18 protein-coding genes are annotated in these 17,744 nt (G+C 56.5%); 11 read left to right on the top strand and 7 right to left on the bottom strand.

All coding sequences use genetic code 11. The features are described from left to right. Positions 1–431: 431 nt before the first annotated feature. Complete coding sequence (locus tag B0D71_RS13950; RefSeq protein WP_103395254.1) at positions 432–2,636, bottom strand: OsmC domain/YcaO domain-containing protein; 2,205 nt, start codon at positions 2,634–2,636, stop codon at positions 432–434. A gap of 77 nt (positions 2,637–2,713) precedes the next feature. Beyond that, on the bottom strand, positions 2,714–3,592 hold the full coding sequence (gene ptrR / locus B0D71_RS13945; protein WP_103395253.1) for a putrescine utilization regulator PtrR: 879 nt from the start codon (positions 3,590–3,592) through the stop codon (positions 2,714–2,716). Positions 3,593–3,692: 100 nt separating this feature from the next. Here ptrR and B0D71_RS13940 point away from each other — a divergent pair, with 100 nt between their 5' ends. The 3 genes from B0D71_RS13940 (at position 3,693) to B0D71_RS13930 (ending at position 6,019) form a co-directional block, all read left to right on the top strand. Next, positions 3,693–5,084: an aldehyde dehydrogenase family protein gene (locus tag B0D71_RS13940; protein WP_103395252.1), complete on the top strand. Its 1,392-nt coding sequence runs from the start codon at positions 3,693–3,695 to the stop codon at positions 5,082–5,084. Positions 5,085–5,257: 173 nt separating this feature from the next. Beyond that, entirely contained in the window at positions 5,258–5,500 is a 243-nt protein-coding gene (locus B0D71_RS13935; RefSeq protein ID WP_205885998.1) for a hypothetical protein, read from the top strand. A 186-nt stretch (positions 5,501–5,686) separates the two neighbouring features. Continuing rightward, positions 5,687–6,019 carry an MAPEG family protein gene (locus B0D71_RS13930; protein WP_103395251.1) on the top strand — a complete coding sequence of 111 codons (333 nt, stop codon included), beginning with the start codon at positions 5,687–5,689 and terminating at the stop codon, positions 6,017–6,019. A 392-nt stretch (positions 6,020–6,411) separates the two neighbouring features. Here B0D71_RS13930 and B0D71_RS13920 read toward each other — a convergent pair whose 3' ends face one another. The 4 genes from B0D71_RS13920 to B0D71_RS13915 all read right to left on the bottom strand — a co-directional run bounded on the left by B0D71_RS13920 (position 6,412) and on the right by B0D71_RS13915 (position 8,286). Further along, positions 6,412–6,570 carry a hypothetical protein gene (locus B0D71_RS13920; protein ID WP_240635699.1) on the bottom strand — a complete coding sequence of 53 codons (159 nt, stop codon included), beginning with the start codon at positions 6,568–6,570 and terminating at the stop codon, positions 6,412–6,414. Positions 6,571–6,713: 143 nt separating this feature from the next. Next, positions 6,714–6,881 carry a hypothetical protein gene (locus B0D71_RS31455; RefSeq protein WP_165798716.1) on the bottom strand — a complete coding sequence of 56 codons (168 nt, stop codon included), beginning with the start codon at positions 6,879–6,881 and terminating at the stop codon, positions 6,714–6,716. Between the two features lie 63 nt (positions 6,882–6,944). Continuing rightward, positions 6,945–7,286, bottom strand: coding sequence for a hypothetical protein (locus B0D71_RS31235; protein WP_133160936.1), 342 nt, complete (start codon positions 7,284–7,286; stop codon positions 6,945–6,947). 64 nt (positions 7,287–7,350) lie between these two features. Continuing rightward, positions 7,351–8,286, bottom strand: coding sequence for an AraC-like ligand-binding domain-containing protein (locus tag B0D71_RS13915; RefSeq protein ID WP_103395249.1), 936 nt, complete (start codon positions 8,284–8,286; stop codon positions 7,351–7,353). Between the two features lie 377 nt (positions 8,287–8,663). Between B0D71_RS13915 and B0D71_RS31450 the strand changes: the two genes are divergently transcribed. The 8 genes from B0D71_RS31450 to B0D71_RS13880 all read left to right on the top strand — a co-directional run bounded on the left by B0D71_RS31450 (position 8,664) and on the right by B0D71_RS13880 (position 17,361). Beyond that, positions 8,664–8,831: a hypothetical protein gene (locus tag B0D71_RS31450; protein ID WP_165798715.1), complete on the top strand. Its 168-nt coding sequence runs from the start codon at positions 8,664–8,666 to the stop codon at positions 8,829–8,831. Between the two features lie 41 nt (positions 8,832–8,872). Continuing rightward, positions 8,873–9,931, top strand: coding sequence for an aliphatic aldoxime dehydratase (gene oxdA, locus B0D71_RS13910; RefSeq protein WP_103395248.1), 1,059 nt, complete (start codon positions 8,873–8,875; stop codon positions 9,929–9,931). Between the two features lie 135 nt (positions 9,932–10,066). Continuing rightward, positions 10,067–10,936 carry a transporter gene (locus B0D71_RS13905; RefSeq protein ID WP_103395247.1) on the top strand — a complete coding sequence of 290 codons (870 nt, stop codon included), beginning with the start codon at positions 10,067–10,069 and terminating at the stop codon, positions 10,934–10,936. Positions 10,937–11,146: 210 nt separating this feature from the next. After that, positions 11,147–12,661, top strand: a complete 1,515-nt coding sequence (locus tag B0D71_RS13900; protein ID WP_103395246.1) for an amidase — start codon at positions 11,147–11,149, stop codon at positions 12,659–12,661. A 93-nt stretch (positions 12,662–12,754) separates the two neighbouring features. Then, entirely contained in the window at positions 12,755–13,354 is a 600-nt protein-coding gene (nthA, locus tag B0D71_RS13895) for a nitrile hydratase subunit alpha (RefSeq protein ID WP_007975717.1), read from the top strand. A gap of 42 nt (positions 13,355–13,396) precedes the next feature. Beyond that, complete coding sequence (gene nthB / locus B0D71_RS13890) at positions 13,397–14,059, top strand: nitrile hydratase subunit beta (protein WP_015095811.1); 663 nt, start codon at positions 13,397–13,399, stop codon at positions 14,057–14,059. Next, positions 14,056–15,279 (top strand): GTP-binding protein, encoded by a 1,224-nt coding sequence (locus tag B0D71_RS13885; protein ID WP_103395245.1) that lies wholly within the window; start codon positions 14,056–14,058, stop codon positions 15,277–15,279. Before nthB ends, B0D71_RS13885 begins: the two co-directional genes overlap by 4 nt. A 666-nt stretch (positions 15,280–15,945) precedes the next feature. Further along, positions 15,946–17,361 carry a tyrosine-type recombinase/integrase gene (locus B0D71_RS13880; RefSeq protein ID WP_103395275.1) on the top strand — a complete coding sequence of 472 codons (1,416 nt, stop codon included), beginning with the start codon at positions 15,946–15,948 and terminating at the stop codon, positions 17,359–17,361. Here B0D71_RS13880 and B0D71_RS13875 read toward each other — a convergent pair whose 3' ends face one another. Further along, positions 17,362–17,655 (bottom strand): hypothetical protein, encoded by a 294-nt coding sequence (locus B0D71_RS13875; protein WP_103395244.1) that lies wholly within the window; start codon positions 17,653–17,655, stop codon positions 17,362–17,364. It lies immediately after the preceding gene. Positions 17,656–17,744 lie beyond the last annotated feature (89 nt).

Here is a 17,744-nt window from a genome sequence, read left to right as displayed (position 1 = left end):
CAACCACTTGCGCTTCAGATCTCTCATCAGCGGGAGGCGAATTCTACAGCGTTACACGCTGCTGTCAACACCTCTTTTTCAACTCCCTTTCGGCTTCGATGAACTGAAGCGACCCACTGTCGAAAACTGCATAACTCATTGTTTACCAAGGAGTTTTCCGTTTCGACTGCGCCGGAAGTGGGGCGAATTATAGACATCTGAAATCTGCCGTCAAGCAGTGATTTAGGTTTTCTATCAACAACCTGCAGAAACCAGCAAAACACCCCAAAGGACGTCTATATAGAAGCGCCAAGACGCCCTTCTATATAGAAGAGCTTCCTCATGGGCAGCTACAGCCCATGTCACAGCCAAAAAATCAGCCCACCGCGCACAGACGATTGACTGACCACCCAAAAAACAAAAAAGCACCCAAGGTGCTTTTTTGTTGAATATCAGCTGGACAAAGCCGCCACCCTCGCCCGCGCCATGTGCAGCTTCTTGTAGCTGTCGATCAGGCGAAGGTGCCTGTCGAGGCCTTCCAGTTTCATGCTCGTCGGCGTCAGACCGTAGAAACGTACGCTGCCATCCACCGACCCTATCGCTGCGTCCATCCGCTCGTTACCGAACATCCGACGGAAGTTGACCTCGTAGTCGCTAAGCTCCAGATCATCGTCCAGCTGCATTTCCAGCACGACGTTCACCGCTTGATAAAACAAGCCGCGTTCGACGGTGTTGTCGTTGTATTGCAAGAAGGCCTCCACCAGATCCTTCGCCTGGTCAAACTTCTGCAAGGCGAGATAAATCAGCAGCCTCAGCTCCAGTATCGTCAATTTGCCCCAGGGCGTGTTGTCGTCGAACTCGATGCCGATCAAGGTAGTGATGTCGGTGTAATCATCCAGCTCGCTGTTTTCCAAACCCTTGGCCAGCGTTCTCAGGCCGACCTTGCTCAAGCTGTGCAGGTTGAGGATGTCAGCACGGAACTGCAGCGCTTTGTTGGTGTTATCCCAGATCAAGTCTTCTACCGGATAAATTTCCGAGTAATCCGGCACCAGAATGCGGCAGGCTTTGGCGCCAATGTGTTCATAGACCGCCATGTACACTTCTTTGTCCATGTCTTCGAGAATGCCGAACAACGTCGCGGCCTCTTCGACATTGGAGTTTTCGCCTTGACCGGAGAAATCCCACTCAACGAACTCGAAATCCGGTTTGGCACTGAAGAAGCGCCACGAGACCACACCGCTGGAGTCGATAAAGTGCTCCACGAAGTTGTTCGGTTCAGTCACCGCCTGACCTTCGAATGTCGGCTGAGGCAGATCGTTCAGACCTTCAAAACTTCGGCCTTGCAGCAGTTCCGTCAGGCTGCGCTCCAGCGCCACTTCCAGGCTTGGGTGCGCGCCGAACGAGGCAAATACGCCACCGGTACGCGGGTTCATCAAGGTGACGCACATCACAGGGAACTCCCCGCCCAGCGACGCATCCTTGACCAGCACCGGGAAGCCCTGCTCTTCAAGCCCTTGGATACCGGCCAGAATCCCCGGGTACTTCGCCAGCACTTCCTGCGGCACATCCGGCAGGGCCATTTCGCCTTCAAGGATTTCGCGCTTGACCGCGCGCTCGAAGATTTCCGACAGGCACTGCACCTGCGCTTCGGCCAGCGTATTGCCAGCGCTCATGCCATTACTCAGGAACAGGTTTTCGATCAGGTTAGACGGGAAGTACACCACCTCATTGTCCGACTGGCGCACAAAGGGTAGCGAACAAATACCGCGCTGGGTGTTGCCGGAGTTGGTGTCGTACAGATGCGAACCACGCAACTCGCCGTCCCGGTCGTAAATCTTCAGGCAGTATTCGTCGAGGATTTCAGACGGCAGTTCGTCCTTCGGGCCAGGCTTGAACCAGCGCTCGTCCGGGTAATGTACAAACGCAGCGTTGGCGATTTCCTCGCCCCAGAACTGATCGTTATAGAAGAAGTTGCAGTTGAGCCGCTCGATAAACTCGCCCAGTGCCGATGCCAGCGCGCCTTCTTTGGTCGCGCCTTTGCCGTTGGTAAAACACATCGGCGAGTGCGCATCGCGAATATGCAGCGACCACACATTGGGAACGATATTGCGCCACGAAGCGATTTCAATCTTCATGCCCAGGTCGGCCAGGATGCCCGACATGTTGGCGATGGTTTGCTCCAGCGGCAGGTCCTTGCCCACAATGTAGGTGCCCGCTTCGCTGGTCGAGTGCGGCATCAGCAACGCCTGGGCATCGGCGTCGAGGTTTTCGACCTCTTCAATCACAAACTCAGGCCCGGTTTGCACCACCTTCTTTACCGTACAACGGTCAATGGAGCGCAAGATCCCCTGACGGTCCTTGGCGGAGATATCCGCCGGCAATTCGACCTGAATCTTGAAAATCTGGTTGTACCGGTTTTCCGGGTCAACAATGTTGTTCTGCGACAGGCGGATATTTTCGGTGGGGATATTGCGAGTCTCGCAATACAGCTTCACGAAGTACGCCGCACACAACGCCGACGAAGCCAGGAAATAATCGAACGGCCCCGGCGCCGAGCCATCGCCCTTGTAGCGAATGGGTTGATCGGCAATCACCGTGAAGTCGTCGAACTTAGCTTCAAGTCGAAGGTTGTCGAGAAAGTTGACCTTGATTTCCATGTGCGATTACCAGAATAACGAGCTAAACGATTTGGCCGCCATTATCCGGTTTTTCAGCACAGACCGTTAACTTTCCACTATTTATCGATCAACACGACACCACGCTCCTCAAGCAAGCGCACAAACATCGTCAGGCTCCGCGACACCGTCCCCCTACGCCACACCAACCAGGTGCGTAAATAACGGAAAGACTCCGACAACGGCCAGACGCTGACCGTCGTACATCCCGGCATGCTTTCGAGCATGCTGCGGGGCATCAATGCCAGACCGGCCCCGGCACTGACGCAGGCCAGCATGCCGTGATAGGACTCCATTTCGAAAATCTTGCCAGGCACCGCCGCGCCGTTGGCGAACCAGCTTTCGAAATGATGACGATAGGAGCAGTTGGAGCGGAAGGCATAGATGTTTTCGCCATTCACATCCTTCGCCCGATGAATTGGCTCATGGTTGAGCGGTGCGATCAGGACCATTTCCTCCTCGAATGCCGGTACGCCCTCCAGTGCAGGATGCAACACCGGACCATCAACAAAAGCCGCGGCCAAGCGCCCCGACAGCACCCCGTCGATCATGGTCCCAGAGGGGCCGGTGGACAGGTCCAGTTCGACCTTGGCGTGCTTCTGGTTGTAGGCGGCCAACAGTTCCGGAATCCGTACCGCTGCGGTACTTTCCAGCGAACCCAGGGCGAATGCGCCTTGCGGTTCTTCACCCGCCACCGTGGCGCGCGCCTCTTGAACCAAGTCGAGAATACGTCGAGCGTAATCCAGAAAACTCCAACCGGCTGGCGACAAGCGCAGGCGACTCTTCTCGCGAATAAACAGGTCCACACCCAAGTCCAGTTCAAGCTGCTTGATTCGGGTCGTCAGATTCGAAGGCACCCGGTGGATATGCTGGGCGGCCACGCTAATGCTGCCGTGCTCGGCGACAGCCTTGAAAATTTCGAGCTGAACCAGATCCAAATCATTCTCCAAACGTGAATATTATGCTCAGTATTATTCAGTTTCTATAAAACATATACCACCATAACCTGAGCACATTCCCACCCTGCAGGACGGTGCCATGACCAACGTATCCAGCCTTACCCATGCCATTTCGATCAACCCGACCACTGGCGAACAGATCGGCCAGTACCCTTTCGACTCCGATTCAGCATTGCAGGCCTCACTGACGCGGGCCGCTAGCGGGTTTCGAGCCTGGCGCAGCAAACCGGTTGAACAACGTGCGCAGCTTTTGATCAACCTCAGCCACGCCTTGCGCAACAATGCAGAGGCCATGGCCAACATGATCACCCTGGAAATGGGCAAGCCGATTACTCAGGCCCGCGGTGAAATTGAAAAGTGCGCGCAGCTCTGCGAGTGGTACGCCGAACACGGTCCCGCCATGCTGAGCCCGGAACCGACCCAGGTTGAAGGCGGCAAGGCACGCATTGAATATCGCCCGCTCGGCCCGATTCTCGCCGTCATGCCGTGGAACTTCCCCATCTGGCAAGTACTGCGCGGCGCCGTCCCCACCCTGCTGGCCGGCAATACCTACGTGCTCAAGCACGCGCCCAACGTCATGGGCAGCGCCTACCTGCTGCTGGAGGCCATCAAGCAAGCGGACTTTCCCGAAGGCGTTTTCGAAGTCATCAATGTCACGCCGGAGGGTGTATCCAGGGCAATCGCCGATCCACGTATCGCGGCGGTCACCCTCACCGGTAGCGTCCGTGCGGGCATGGCCATCGGTGCCCAGGCCGGAGCAGCACTGAAGAAATGTGTATTGGAACTGGGGGGCTCCGACCCATTTATCGTGCTCGACGACGCGGACCTCGATGAGGCGGTAAAAGCCGCCGTGATCGGGCGCTATCAAAACACCGGACAAGTCTGCGCCGCAGCCAAACGCCTGATTGTCGAGCAAGGCGTTGTCGAGGAATTCACCCGCAAGTTCGTCGAGGCTACCCAACGACTGGTTGTCGGTGATCCACTCGCCACCAACACTTACATCGGCCCGATGGCTCGCTTCGATCTGCGCGACGAACTGGACCAACAAGTGCGCGACACACTTGAAGAAGGCGCAACGCTGCTGATGGGTGGAAAAAAGGCTGAAGGCACCGGCAACTACTATGAACCCACCGTACTGGGCAACGTGACCGACCGGATGACATCATTCAAACAGGAATTGTTTGGCCCAGTGGCATCAATCATCACAGCCCGAGACGCAGCCCATGCGCTGGAACTGGCCAATGACAGCGAGTTCGGCCTCACCGCCACGATCTACACGCGCAATGCCGAACTTGCACAACAAATGGCCAACGAACTTGAAACCGGCGGCGTGTTCATCAACGGCTATAGCGCCAGCGATCCGCGAGTCAGTTTTGGTGGCGTGAAGAAGAGCGGCTTTGGCCGTGAGCTCTCGCACTTCGGCGTGCGCGAATTCTGTAATGCACAGACGGTTTGGCTGGATCGGCGTTAAGGGCACCGTAGCACCCTGGGCTTTTTCGTATCAGCGACCTGTTTTTCACGAAACGCTCACATAATGAAGCGCAGATTGAACGGACAAAAGGATTTGACCCCGTATGGAAAGCCCGCCACTGAGCGGGCTTTTTGTTGCCTGCTACGCTTTTCTCAGACAAAGGAGAAGCGGCCATGCCCCTGCCAGATGATCCTACCCCAGCCCTACTCAGCCGATTCAATCAGAACATCATGGCCCTGGGTTGCGCCATTGAAGAAATACGCACCTGGATAGACCAACGTGGTTCTACGGAAGTGTCCAACCGTATTGAGGCCCACTGGGCCGTGATCACCGGGAATGCAAGCTTCATTGCCGAAACCATCGCCGAACTAAGTGCCAGGTGCGAGCCCGAAGAGGAGATTGATCCTGAGGACTAACACTCTCCCGAAAAATCAAAGCCCGCCAACCACGATGTCTCTATTGCAATGCCCCCTTACCCTGTCCGCTTGTTAGTCGAAAGGATGGCTACCCGATGCAGAACCATTTTGTGTCTATTCTGATGGCACGAAATAGCACTCCGGTTTCGTATCGCATTACTTCCTTGATGAGTGGGTGTAACAGATATGACCAGCCCGACGGCTATCGCTATGACTGGCTTTATTGGGTGGACATTGGCGCTGCTGATTCTCATGGAGCTCCTGCGCGGAGGGCTTGCTGTCCTCAAGCGAATTCCCACAACCGAGTTCAAACCGGATAACTCCAATCTTTCACCCTTCATGCAACGCCTGGCGCGAGCCCATGCTAATTGTGTCGAAGGTTTACCCCTGTTCGGCGGCCTGCTTCTACTGGCCCTTGCCACTGGCCAGACGTCAATTACCGATCCGCTTGCCTTTCCCCTGCTTGCTGCTCGCATCGCGCAATCTTCTCTGCACCTATACTCCCTGCATCAGCAATAGCTGAGCATGCCCCAGCGCAAATGGGCTCCGAACCCCGGCCCCTGGCGCAAGGAAAGTGCTTGGAGATACAACATCTGGAATTAGTACCGATATGTTTATCGTGGGGAAATTCATTCCACCGGATAAGAAATTCAATACTTTCTCAATCGTACTCGCGGACGGTGATCCGGGCGTAGTCTTCCTCCAGGCCAGAGAGAGAGTGAGAATGCTGGTCCGATACGACAGCATTCTGGGCGACTCTTACATTTACGATTCAGATTTGACTCGGCAGCGTGCATGACGAGGACAGACCAGAAGCAACTGGCGCTCGCCGCTGAATGCTGTAGCAAAAACCAATACGATCACCTGCAAATCGCTGACTCAGCGGTGGAGCAGCGCCTCAATCTCGCGGGCTATGGGCTGTAAGTAACTTTGCCCGGACTATCCAGGCTGGCATCGGTGAGTTTTTCGGGGTCCTTGAAGACGACTTCGACTGAAGGCGCTGCGGTGACAAGTGGCACCATAAACAACGCCAGCAGTGCGATCGAGGAGCGGACGGTTATTGAGCGCATGACATCACCTCTTGGTGCACGCTTTTCAATGCATGCTGCACCGTGTTCAGTTTACGCCTGAAGTGCATGCCCGCTGCGTGTGTTTCGACCTGAACAGCCATGCCGGTAACTTGCGTGTCGTGAAACCATTGGGTTTTGCCGTGTCAGTCCTCTTGATCTATCTGATCCAGAAAATCAACGTCATCATCCTCTGCTTCTTCTTGGTCAAAAATTTCTTGAGCATCGTCTTCGACCCATGATTCGTCATCATGGAACTCATGATCGAGCAGGTGATCATGCTCAGGCTCGGGAATATCTCGTTCTTCGCTCATGACTTACCGAAACAAATTTGAAAGAACGGACTGTATATGCAGATCCTTTCCCTCAGTCAACGATCACAAAACAACGACGCGCTCCCCTTGAGCAGGCAGCAGATGCAGCGCATTGGTTGCCAGTTGGTTTGCCGCCGCCAGTTTTTCAAGCGAGCATTTACTTGAGCTCCAACGTTGTTCTGCTCTACGAGAGTTCAGGAACGTCCATCGAGCGCCGACGTTTTTGTGGGGGTAAAAGTAGGGGAAATCCATTTCATGTCCAGAATTACCATCAGAGAACTCGAGTCGCTGACCGCCAATGTTGCTGATCGGAATGAGTTGACCGCTCCCAGGTTTTCCTTGATGCGCCTGGGTTTGTTCAATCAGAGAATGTGCATGATGCACGACTGGGATATCACTCAGCATTCCGAGCAGGAAAGCGTTGGGAGGCTCAACGGTTTTGGCTCTGGAGTATTGCGAGCGGCCTTGCTCAATTCCGGCGCAAGAGTGTATGAGGAGCCATACCAAAAGCCTTGCGAAAAGCATGACTGTAATGGGAAAAATCGGAGAATCCGAAATCCAGTGCAGCTTGAGAAATGCTGCGTACCTGCCCGCGTTCTATAGCCTCGCGACTGGCGATCAGGCGCTCCTTCCAGATCTCTGCAACTGGCGTTTTCTGGTAACGGGCGAACGCGCGCGTGACGGTTCGCGTGGACACATAATGCACTTGAGCGATGCGTTCGATCGACAGGTCCGGATCGGTTAGATGCTGGCGGATGTAGTTCATGATCCGACCATAAAGATCCAGCTCGTCATGGGTCGTCTTCAAGTCCTGGAGTTCCAGGCTAATCGCAAGTAGGTCAAGCAGGGTGTTGGAAAAGCGGCTGGATAGTCCCTCATCTTGAAAACTCGCAGGAATGCTCGCCGCTTGATGCAACATCTCGCGCAACGGAATCACTCCTGGACGGCGATCGTCCAACACCACGGCGGTGCAACCTGATACGCCTGGCAACCGTTGACTGAGCAACTGTCGCGGAATGCGGACCAGGTGGTTCTCGGTACCACCCAGACTGAATCGGAACGTTTGGGATGCGTCATAAAGAAACAAACTATCCGCCGCCAGCGTTGCCTTGCGCCCTGCCTGTTCCAGTTCACCATAGCCTCGCCGGGTGAAACCCAGCCACAGATCCTCATCCGGACCGCTGCGCAAGTGCCGGGGCGCGCGCTCCCAATAATGCAGTGGCGAGGACAGCGTACAGATGTCCAGCGGCCCCATGCCGTTCACCTCCAGCGCCCCGTCGAAATCGCTCTGCGTCAACGGTTTGCTGTCCGCCGCCAGACAATGACGGCACACCACTTCTTTCCAGTAATCAAAGCGACGTGGAGCCGCAACGGCGAGGGTTGAATACTGATTGCTATGGCTCATGGCATTCACCTCACGGCGGCGACTGAACAATAAGGGTGACGGTAACGTTGGTTCCCTGCTTAGCAAATAGCAGGCCACTCCCCTTTCGGGGTGCCAACGTCATGTGCGCTTGAAATGCCAGACGCTCGCACGCTCGTGATAGAGGCTGCGTGAGCGAATCCCGCTAACGCTTCACACGGATTACTCCTGCCCGTTATCGATACATGCATTCGCCGCCTGACGGAGTGCGCGCACCAATTCCGCTCATCGTATTCCTGTTTTCAGAGCCTGTCCTTTCTAGCCAAACGGTTGTCCGTACGAGCCAAGCGCACTGCGCCGTCCCCGCCTAACTTCTACCCCACACCGTGCCCCTCCAACCACAACTGACGAGGTGTCCCATGCAACTGCCAGAGCAGCAGAGACAGTCCGATTCATCCTGGCTTTTGCAGATGCGCGACCTGGCACCTGAAGAGTTCGCCACCTACCTGTTAGAGCTGGGGACTCTGGCGCTGCGGCGTCGACTGGCTGCGCCAACCTCCAGGCACCCGTGCCCGTTGAAACGTTGAACAGATCACCGCATAGCAAAAATAAAACCAAGGAGCCCACCATGGAATCTGCGATCGATAAGCACCTCAAATGCCCGCGGACGTTGTCTCGTCGCGTCCCCGATGAATACCAGCCCCCCTTCCCCATGTGGGTCGGACGCGCCGATGAGCGACTGGAACAAGTAGTGATGGGGTATTGGGGTGTGCAATACCGCGGGGAGGACCAGCGTGAAGCAGCTCTGCGCGCGATGCGCCACATTGCCGCCAGCCTGAGTTTGCCCGATGGCCCTCTGAGCCATGACCTGACCCACCACACCGACAACAGCGGTTACGACAACCTGATGATCGTCGGTTACTGGAAAGACCCCGCCGCGTATTGCCGTTGGCTGCGCACGCCTGAGGTAATCGAATGGTGGTCCTCCGAGGATCGCCTGAGCGACGGTCTCGGTTACTTTCGGGAAATTGTCGCGCCGCGGGCCGAGCAGTTCGAGACGCTGTATGGCTTTCGCGATGAGTTACCCGGCGTTGGCGCCGTGATGGACACCATCAGTGACGACATCGAAGAACACGGTTACTGGGGATCGATGCGTGATCGCTTCCCGATTTCCCAGACCGACTGGATGGTTCCTTCCGGTGAACTGACGGTCATCGCCGGCGACCCCGCCACAGGTGGGCGTGTGGTCGTGCAAGGCCACGACAATGTCGCGCTCATCCGCTCCGGCCAGGACTGGGCGGATGCCGGCGAAGAAGAACGATCGCTCTATCTCAACGAAATTCTGCCGACGCTGCAGGCGGGCATGGACTTCCTGCGTGACAATGGCAAGGACCTGGGTTGTTACAGCAATCGCTTCGTGAACTACATCGACCTGGACGGCAACTTTCTGAACCTGAGCTACAACATCGGTCACTGGCGCTCCCTGGAAAAACTCGAGCGCTGGGCCGAATCCCATCCGACCCATCTGCGAATCTTCGTGACCTTCTTTCGCGTGGCCACCAGCCTGTCGAAGCTACGGCTCTATCACGAAGTCTCGGTATCCGACGCCAAGGATCAAGTGTTCGAGTACATCAACTGCCACCCGCAAACCGGCATGTTGCGTGACGCGGCGCCCACGAAAACCTGACGTCTGACGCTACCCGGCGTCCACGGGCGGTCTTGATCCGGATTTCGCCCTGACACTGACCGCCCCCCCCGAATAATTTTTGGCCCCCCATCTCTAGCGCATGGGGTTGGGGACCCTTTTGCCAGGAAATCGATCATGAAGTTGAGTCACTCTTTACTCGTGCTGTGCATGCTGCCCTTTGTCAAAAGCCAGGCCATCGAGGTAGCTCCCGGTGATTTCGAACCATTGCCGGCCGGCGCCAACGCCTTGCTGCTCTACTACCAGCACGCCGACCGCTCGAATCTGTACCAGAACGGCCACAAGATCTCCGACGACGCCAGGCTCAGTTCGGACATCGGCATCCTGCGTTATGTGCACGCCATCGGCTTGTCAGAAAACCTCTCATGGGAACCGCAGATTCTGTTGCCTTTCGGCCAATTGAACGCTTCTGGAGATATCGGCGCCTTGGGCGATACCCGAGGCATCGGCGACCCGATCATCACAGCGCCGCTGAAGTGGACGCTGCCCACCGCGAACAAGGACATCTTCGCTTTGGCACCCTACCTGTCCTTTCCGGTGGGGAGCTACGATAAAAACGATGCCCTGAACCTCGGCGAGAACCGCTGGCGCGCCACGCTACAGGCGGCGTACATCCACCATTTCTCCCCGAAATGGGCGCTGGACACGGTGGCTGAAGCCTCATGGGTGTCGGCCAACAATGACTTCGGCCCGACCGGGGCGAAGCTGGAAGAAAACACCCGTTACGAGTACCAGGCCGCCATGCGCTACAACTGGACGCCGAGCACCACCTTCGCCGTTGGCGGCGGCTACGTCACTGGCTCGGCGACCACCGTCAACGGGGTTGATCAGCACGACGGGGTCTCCACCTCCTATGGGCGCTTCACCGTCACGCACTTCATCGAGCCCACGCTGCAGATTCAGGCCCAGATCGGCACCGACATCGAGGTCGAACAAGGCCTCAAGGAAGGGGCACGCCTGAACCTGCGCGTCTTGAAGGTGTTCTGAGCGCGCCACGCTCAGCAGGTTGTCCTTTTCAACCAAGTGGCTGTCCTTCTCAACCAAGCAAATGCCGAGAGGGATGCCTAACTTGAACCCTGTTACCCACATCGATTGATGTCGCTCCAGGTACCCGGCGCGTGGTGTTTGCGAACAACGTCGAACGCTCCCGTACTGGCTGCCCCGTCGTCGATCACAGACAAAAAGAATAGGAAAATCATGGCCATTGTTCGCCCTACCCTCGACCAACTGCAGGACATCGCTGGCCGGCTGAATATGCAGCTGACCCACGAGCAGGCAGCGGAATACCTGGCACTTATGCAGCCAAGTTTCGATGCCTATGACCTGATCGACGAGTTGCCGGATTTCACCCCACCGGTGCGCTACGACCGCAGTTCGGGCTATCGCCCGTCGAACCCGCAAAACCTGCTCAACGCCTGGTATTACAGGACTGAGGTGAATGGCGCCCGTGAGGGCAAGCTTGCCGGCAAGACTGTTGCGCTCAAGGACAACATCTCCCTGGCTGGCGTCCCGATGATGAACGGCGCTGCCCCACTGGAAGGCTTCGTACCGCAGTTCGACGCTACCGTGGTGACCCGTTTGCTGGACGCCGGGGTCACCATTCTGGGCAAGGCGACCTGTGAACACTACTGCCTCTCCGGTGGCAGCCACACGTCTGATCCGGCGCCCGTACATAACCCGTATCGGCATGGTTTCGCCGCTGGCGGCTCCTCCTCCGGCAGCGCTGCGTTGGTAGCAGCCGGCGAGGTAGATCTGGCGGTTGGCGGTGATCAGGGCGGCTCGATCCGCATCCCTTCTGCGTTCTGCGGCACCTATGGCATGAAGCCGACCCACGGTTTGGTGCCTTACACCGGCATCATGGCAATCGAAGCCACCATCGACCATGCCGGTCCCATCACCCGCAACGTGCGTGACAACGCACTGATGCTGGAAGTCATGGCCGGTGCCGACGGACTCGACCCTCGCCAGGCCGCTCCTCAGGTCGACGCCTACTGCGACTATCTGGAGCGAGGTGTGAGCGGGCTGCGGATCGGCATCCTGCTGGAAGGTTTCCAGCTGGCCAACCAGGACCAACGTGTTGCCGACAAGGTACGCAGCGCCATCGCCCGACTTGAGGTCTTGGGCGCTCGCGTGGAGGAAGTCTCCGTCCCCGAGCACAACCTGGCGGGTTCGCTGTGGCACCCCATCGGCTGCGAAGGCCTGACCATGCAGATGATGCATGGCAATGGTGCAGGCTTTAACTGGAAGGGCCTCTACGACGTCGGCCTGCTGGATAAACAGGCCGGCTGGCGCGAACAAGCGGACGCATTGTCCGCGTCGCTCAAGCTGTGCATGTTCGTCGGCCAGTACGGCCTGGAACGCTACAACGGTCGTTTCTACGCCAAGGCACAGAACATCGCACGCTTTGCCCGGGCCGGTTACGACAAGGCACTGGAGACCTATGACCTGCTGGTCATGCCGACCGTGCCGATCATCGCCCAGCCTCACCCCGAATCCGATTGTTCGATCACCGAATACGTGGCCCGTGCGCTGGAAATGATCGGCAACACCGCGCCGCAGGACATTACCGGGCATCCGGCCATGTCGATCCCGTGTGGTCTGGTGGACGGCCTGCCGGTGGGGCTGATGTTCGTTGGCAAGCACTATGCCGAAGGCACGATTTACCAAGCGGCCGCAGCGTTCGAGGCCGCTGTCGACTGGAAGACGTTGTAAGCCCACCTCACCCAATCTCCCGGACATCAATAAAAAACCGGGGAGCAGTTCTTCACTTTTTTTGACCGTGTTAAACCGATGAGGAGTTACACCATGAGCGCCACTGTATCCCCAGCATCCACTTCGACGCCCAGCGAGCGGGCCTGGGCGTTGTTCAAGGTTATGAAAGACAAGGAACTGATTCCAGAGGGCTATATCGAGCAACTAACCGAATTGATGGTGCATCAATGGAGCCCGGAAAACGGCGCCCGTGTAGTCGCCAAGGCGTGGGTCGATCCGCAGTTCCGGGAGCTGTTGCTCAAAGACGGCACCGCAGCGTGTGCGCAGTTCGGTTTCACCGGTCCGCAAGGCGAATACATCGTGGCCCTGGAGGACTTGCCCCAGCTGAAAAACGTCATCGTCTGCAGCCTGTGCTCCTGCACCAACTGGCCGGTCCTGGGGTTGCCGCCGGAGTGGTACAAGGGTTTTGAGTTCCGTGCACGTCTGGTTCGTGAAGGACGCACCGTGCTGCGTGAGATGGGCACAGAGTTACCAAGCGATGTGGTCGTCAAAGTCTGGGATACCAGCGCAGAAAGCCGCTACCTGGTCCTGCCCTTGAGGCCCGAAGGCTCCGAGCACATGAGTGAAGAAGAGCTTCAGAAACTGGTGACCAAGGATGTGCTGATCGGGGTTGCCCTGCCCCGCGTACGTTGACCCAAAAGACTCTTCATCTTCTAATTTTCGGAGGTTTTCATTATGGATGGCTTTCACGATCTCGGCGGTTTTCAAGGCTTTGGCAAGGTTCCCCATGTCATCAATAGTCAGGATTACAAGCAAGTATTCAAACAGGAATGGGAGCACCTGGCTTATAGCCTGATGTTTATCGGCGCCGACCAGTTGAAAAAATTCAGCGTCGACGAAATCCGTCACGCCGTCGAACGACTTGATGTCCGCCAGCACGTTGGCACGCAATATTACGAACGCTACGTCATTGCCACGGCCACCTTGCTGGTCGAAACCGGCGTTATTACCCAGGACGAACTCGATCAGGCGCTGGGTTCACCCTTCAAATTGGCCAACCCTTCCCACGACAAGGGCCGCCCCGCCATTACCGGCCGCCCGCCATTTGAAGTTGGCGATCGGGTAGTGGTTCGCGACGAATACGTGGCCGGCCACATACGCATGCCGGCCTATGTACGCGGCAAGGAAGGTATCGTCCGACACCGCACCTCGGAAAAATGGCCGTTCCCGGATGCCATCGGTCACGGTGATTTGAGCGCGGCGCACCAGCCGACCTATCACGTTGAATTCCAGGTAAAGGATCTGTGGGGTGATGCCGCGGACGATGGCTTCGTGGTCGTCGACCTGTTCGAAAGCTACCTGGACAAGGCCGTCGACGCGAAAACGGTGGCCGCATGATTGACGGGGCCCTGTCGTGCCGGTTGCCGGTGACGGTCCTTTCGGGCTTCCTCGGCTCGGGCAAGACGACCCTGCTCAACCACATCCTGCGCAACCGCGCAGGCATGCGGGTGGCGGTCATCGTCAACGACATGAGCGAAGTCAACATCGACGCCGAGGACGTGGCACGCAACGTGTCGCTGCACCGCGGCAGCGATGAACTGGTCGAGATGAGCAACGGCTGCATCTGCTGCACGCTACGCGCTGATCTGCTTGAGCAGATCAGCCTGCTGGCGCGTCAGCAGCGCTTCGATTACCTGCTGATCGAGTCCACCGGGATCTCCGAACCGATGCCGGTCGCCGAGACTTTCGCCTTCCTCGATTCGCAAGGCTTCAGCCTGAGCGAACTGGCGCGGCTCGACACCTTGGTCACCGTTGTCGACGGCAGCAACTTTCAGGCGCTGCTGGCCTCGCGGGATACGGTCGGCGACGAGGACGAAATGGGCACGCCATTACGCCACTTGTCCGACCTGCTGATCGAACAGGTGGAGTACGCCAACGTCATCCTCGTCAGCCGGCTGGACCTGATAGGCGAGAAAGGCTTTCTGGAACTGAGCGCCGTTCTCGCGGGTCTCAATCCGCAGGCCGAAATCCTGCCCATGGCGTACGGTGCCGTCGATCTGTCGAAGATCCTCGACACCGGCCGCTTCGATTTGCCGAGTCTGGTGCAGTCGCCCGGCTGGATGAAAAGCCTGGAGTCGAGTGACGAGCGTCCTCCCGAGTCGGACACCTATGGGATTGCTTCGTGGGTGTATCAGGAGCGTGCGCCATTCCATCCGCAACGTCTGCTGGATTTCCTGCAGCGGCCGTGGCAAAACGGGCGCCTACTGCGTTGCAAAGGCTACTTCTGGGTTGCCAGTCGGCATCTGGACATTGGCATGCTGGTGCAAAGTGGCGGGCAGTTTCGTTGGGACTATGTCGGGCGCTGGTGGACATTCATTGCGCAATCGCAATGGCCTCAGGATGACTATCGCCGCGAAGGGATAATGGCCAAATGGGACGAGATCACCGGGGATTGCCGACAGGAAATAGTCTTCATCGGCCAGGGTATCGACCTGGATATTTTGAAGCGGCAATTGGACGCCTGTCTGCTGACCCCGCAAGAGATCATGGAAGGTCCACACAAATGGCCAACCTTGCCAGGCGCAACATCCTTCGACCTCAAGGCATTGTCACCCTGATCGGCAACCCGCCTATCAATGCACAACGATAGCGAGGCCGCACTAGCCTCGTTATGACCTGTAACCTCAACTTCACGGACTGAGAGGTACTGTATGTTGTTCATCAGCACAACAACCCATTGGACACTGGCCTCAATCGCCGACAGGCTGGATCGACCCGAGATCGCTGGATCAAACGTCCACTCAGTGAAACATCCACCATCGTCATCGCGACCAACAACTATCGACCAATAGCGTCGGCAATGAACGAAAGCAATGCCCCCCAAAGCCGTCATCAATTCACTCAGTACGCTGAGGCCAAAGCCCTGCCTGGGATAAATTCCGAATTGGGTATCAGCTGAAGATTCCACCCAGAGTCGTCTTTTTGTGGGGGTAAAAACACTTAAAAATAAAAATGGTCGCGAGATAAAATCTCGCAACCCCTTGAATTATATGGTCGGGACGGAGTGATTCGAACACTCGACCCCTAGCACCCCATACACTTAAGACCTGGAATTCCATGGACGAACGTACACTCTCATGGAACGCTTTAACCTAGAATTTACGGGGATTCAGGCTATATTAACGTCTATAACGATCCACTAATATCCATCGACAGCCAAGTGATTCGGTGGGGCAAAAGTGGGGCAAAATTTCAAGACGCTGGAATCAGACATGAGGTCGACAGTGGCAAAACTAACGGCGAAGCAACTGGAGGCGCTCACCTCCGCGGATGACGGGAGGACGCTACGCGAAGACGGTGGCCTGACTGCCAAGGTTCGCGCCGGTGTACGCGGCATTACTCTCCTATTTCGCTACGAGTTCAAACTGCACGGAACCAAACGTGATCACCGTTTGGGCAGTTGGCCGAAGAAATCGCTGGCGCAAATTCGTGCCGAGCGTGACGAAATGAGAGTGAGCATCACTAAAGGCATAGACCCCATCACCGCCCGCAAGGCCGCCAGAATCGAAGCCCAGGCTGCCATTGTCGCCACCATTGCCGAGGCCGAACGTCAGGCGGGAGAGAACAAGACAGTCACTGATCTCTTCGAGGAGTGGATTCGCGACGGCGTATCCCGCCAGGACGGAAACGCTGAACTGCGCCGCAGCTTCACCAAAGACGTGTTACCAGTCATTGGCGATAAGCCGCTGCGCAACCTCACCGAGAAAGATCTGCTCACTGTCCTACGCTCGGTCAAAGCCCGCGGCCTGAACCGCGCCGTTGTGATTCGCAGTAAGGACATCGGCCAGATGCTGCGCTGGGCTGAGAAACGCAAGCCGTGGCGCACCCTAATGGTCGATGGAAATCCGGCCTACTTGATAGACGCCAACAAACTGCTCGATCACGACTACCAAGAACAACGCGACCGCGTACTTTCTCCTGATGAAATTCGCGAGTTGCGCGACATCTTCGCGCGTCTGGCACACGACTATGACGCCCTACCCGCCGGCCAGAAATACTCTGGTATCCGCCCAGTAAACCCACGCGTGCAATGCGCAGTCTGGATCTGTCTGGGTACCCTCTGCCGCATCGGAGAACTGCTCAAGTCTGAATGGAGATACGTGGATCTGGAAAAAGGGACCTGGCTCATTCCAGCCGAATCCACCAAAGGACATATGGGCAGACGTCAGGATCACCACGTGTTTATGTCCTCTTTCGTGCTGACACAATTCAAGCTATTGCAAAGGGAAAGCGGACATACGCCGTACTGCTTCCCCAGCAAAGTCGAGAAAAGCCATGTCGATACGAAGACAGTTAGCAAGTTAATCGGTGACCGGCAGTGCCGATTCAAAAAACGCAGTAAACCACTTATTGGCCGCCACCACGATGACTCATTGGTGCTCAACAAGGGAAGCAAAGGTGAATGGACCCCTCACGATTTGCGCCGAACAGGCGCAACTATGATGCAAGAGCTCGGTATAACAATAGAGATAATTGATCGCTGCCAAAATCATGTACTTGGTGGATCAAAGGTTCGTCGACATTATCTTCATCATGATTATGCCAAGGAAAAAACCGAGGCTTGGAGATTGCTAGGGGTACGTCTTGAAAAAATTTTCGCAACTACTTCTAGCGATCAACTGCCTCTGTTCCCCAATTAATTAGCATTCAGTGGAGCTCAGAAAAATAATATCTTGAACAGATACATTTCTGGCGTCTACTTGGGGAGTCAACCGTCCATAAGCAATATCCAGTGCTGCTTTCTCTCTAGACAAGGTGCCAAGTGTGGCCTGCTGTTCCGATAAATCTGCCTGGACACGCGTCAAATCGGCCTGTGTCACTTCCAGATCAGTCCGTAGCTGCTGGTGGTTGCGCTGGGCACGCCAACTGGCGATCGCCCAAGCCGCGATGAAGGTAACCAATGGCAGTACGATGAGAATCACCAAATTTTCCATATCCATTCTCCTACGTCCAAGTTGTAATTATTTAAGGCGAATGAGGTCACAGGTCTTTAGCGTAGCTGACCCCAAAGATAAAAAGTTTG

Source organism: Pseudomonas laurylsulfativorans (assembly GCF_002906155.1).
GTDB lineage: Bacteria > Pseudomonadota > Gammaproteobacteria > Pseudomonadales > Pseudomonadaceae > Aquipseudomonas > Aquipseudomonas laurylsulfativorans.
Note: the sequence above shows the minus strand (reverse complement) of the source record. Positions and strands in the feature narration are given on the sequence as shown.

Excerpts from the sequence above, each read along its gene's own strand:
- B0D71_RS13885 (WP_103395245.1), top strand. The coding sequence starts at position 14,056 with ATGATTGACGGGGCCCTGTCGTGCCGGTTGCCGGTGACGGTCCTTTCG.
- B0D71_RS13915 (WP_103395249.1), bottom strand. The coding sequence starts at position 8,286 with ATGAGCCATAGCAATCAGTATTCAACCCTCGCCGTTGCGGCTCCACGT.
- B0D71_RS13900 (WP_103395246.1), top strand. The coding sequence starts at position 11,147 with ATGGCCATTGTTCGCCCTACCCTCGACCAACTGCAGGACATCGCTGGC.
- B0D71_RS13940 (WP_103395252.1), top strand. The coding sequence starts at position 3,693 with ATGACCAACGTATCCAGCCTTACCCATGCCATTTCGATCAACCCGACC.
- B0D71_RS13935 (WP_205885998.1), top strand. The coding sequence starts at position 5,258 with ATGCCCCTGCCAGATGATCCTACCCCAGCCCTACTCAGCCGATTCAAT.
- oxdA (WP_103395248.1), top strand. The coding sequence starts at position 8,873 with ATGGAATCTGCGATCGATAAGCACCTCAAATGCCCGCGGACGTTGTCT.
- B0D71_RS31450 (WP_165798715.1), top strand. The coding sequence starts at position 8,664 with ATGCAACTGCCAGAGCAGCAGAGACAGTCCGATTCATCCTGGCTTTTG.
- nthB (WP_015095811.1), top strand. The coding sequence starts at position 13,397 with ATGGATGGCTTTCACGATCTCGGCGGTTTTCAAGGCTTTGGCAAGGTT.
- B0D71_RS13875 (WP_103395244.1), bottom strand. The coding sequence starts at position 17,655 with ATGGAAAATTTGGTGATTCTCATCGTACTGCCATTGGTTACCTTCATC.
- B0D71_RS31455 (WP_165798716.1), bottom strand. The coding sequence starts at position 6,881 with ATGAGCGAAGAACGAGATATTCCCGAGCCTGAGCATGATCACCTGCTC.
- B0D71_RS13950 (WP_103395254.1), bottom strand. The coding sequence starts at position 2,636 with ATGGAAATCAAGGTCAACTTTCTCGACAACCTTCGACTTGAAGCTAAG.
- B0D71_RS13905 (WP_103395247.1), top strand. The coding sequence starts at position 10,067 with ATGAAGTTGAGTCACTCTTTACTCGTGCTGTGCATGCTGCCCTTTGTC.
- B0D71_RS13920 (WP_240635699.1), bottom strand. The coding sequence starts at position 6,570 with ATGCGCTCAATAACCGTCCGCTCCTCGATCGCACTGCTGGCGTTGTTT.
- B0D71_RS13930 (WP_103395251.1), top strand. The coding sequence starts at position 5,687 with ATGACCAGCCCGACGGCTATCGCTATGACTGGCTTTATTGGGTGGACA.
- nthA (WP_007975717.1), top strand. The coding sequence starts at position 12,755 with ATGAGCGCCACTGTATCCCCAGCATCCACTTCGACGCCCAGCGAGCGG.
- B0D71_RS31235 (WP_133160936.1), bottom strand. The coding sequence starts at position 7,286 with ATGCTGAGTGATATCCCAGTCGTGCATCATGCACATTCTCTGATTGAA.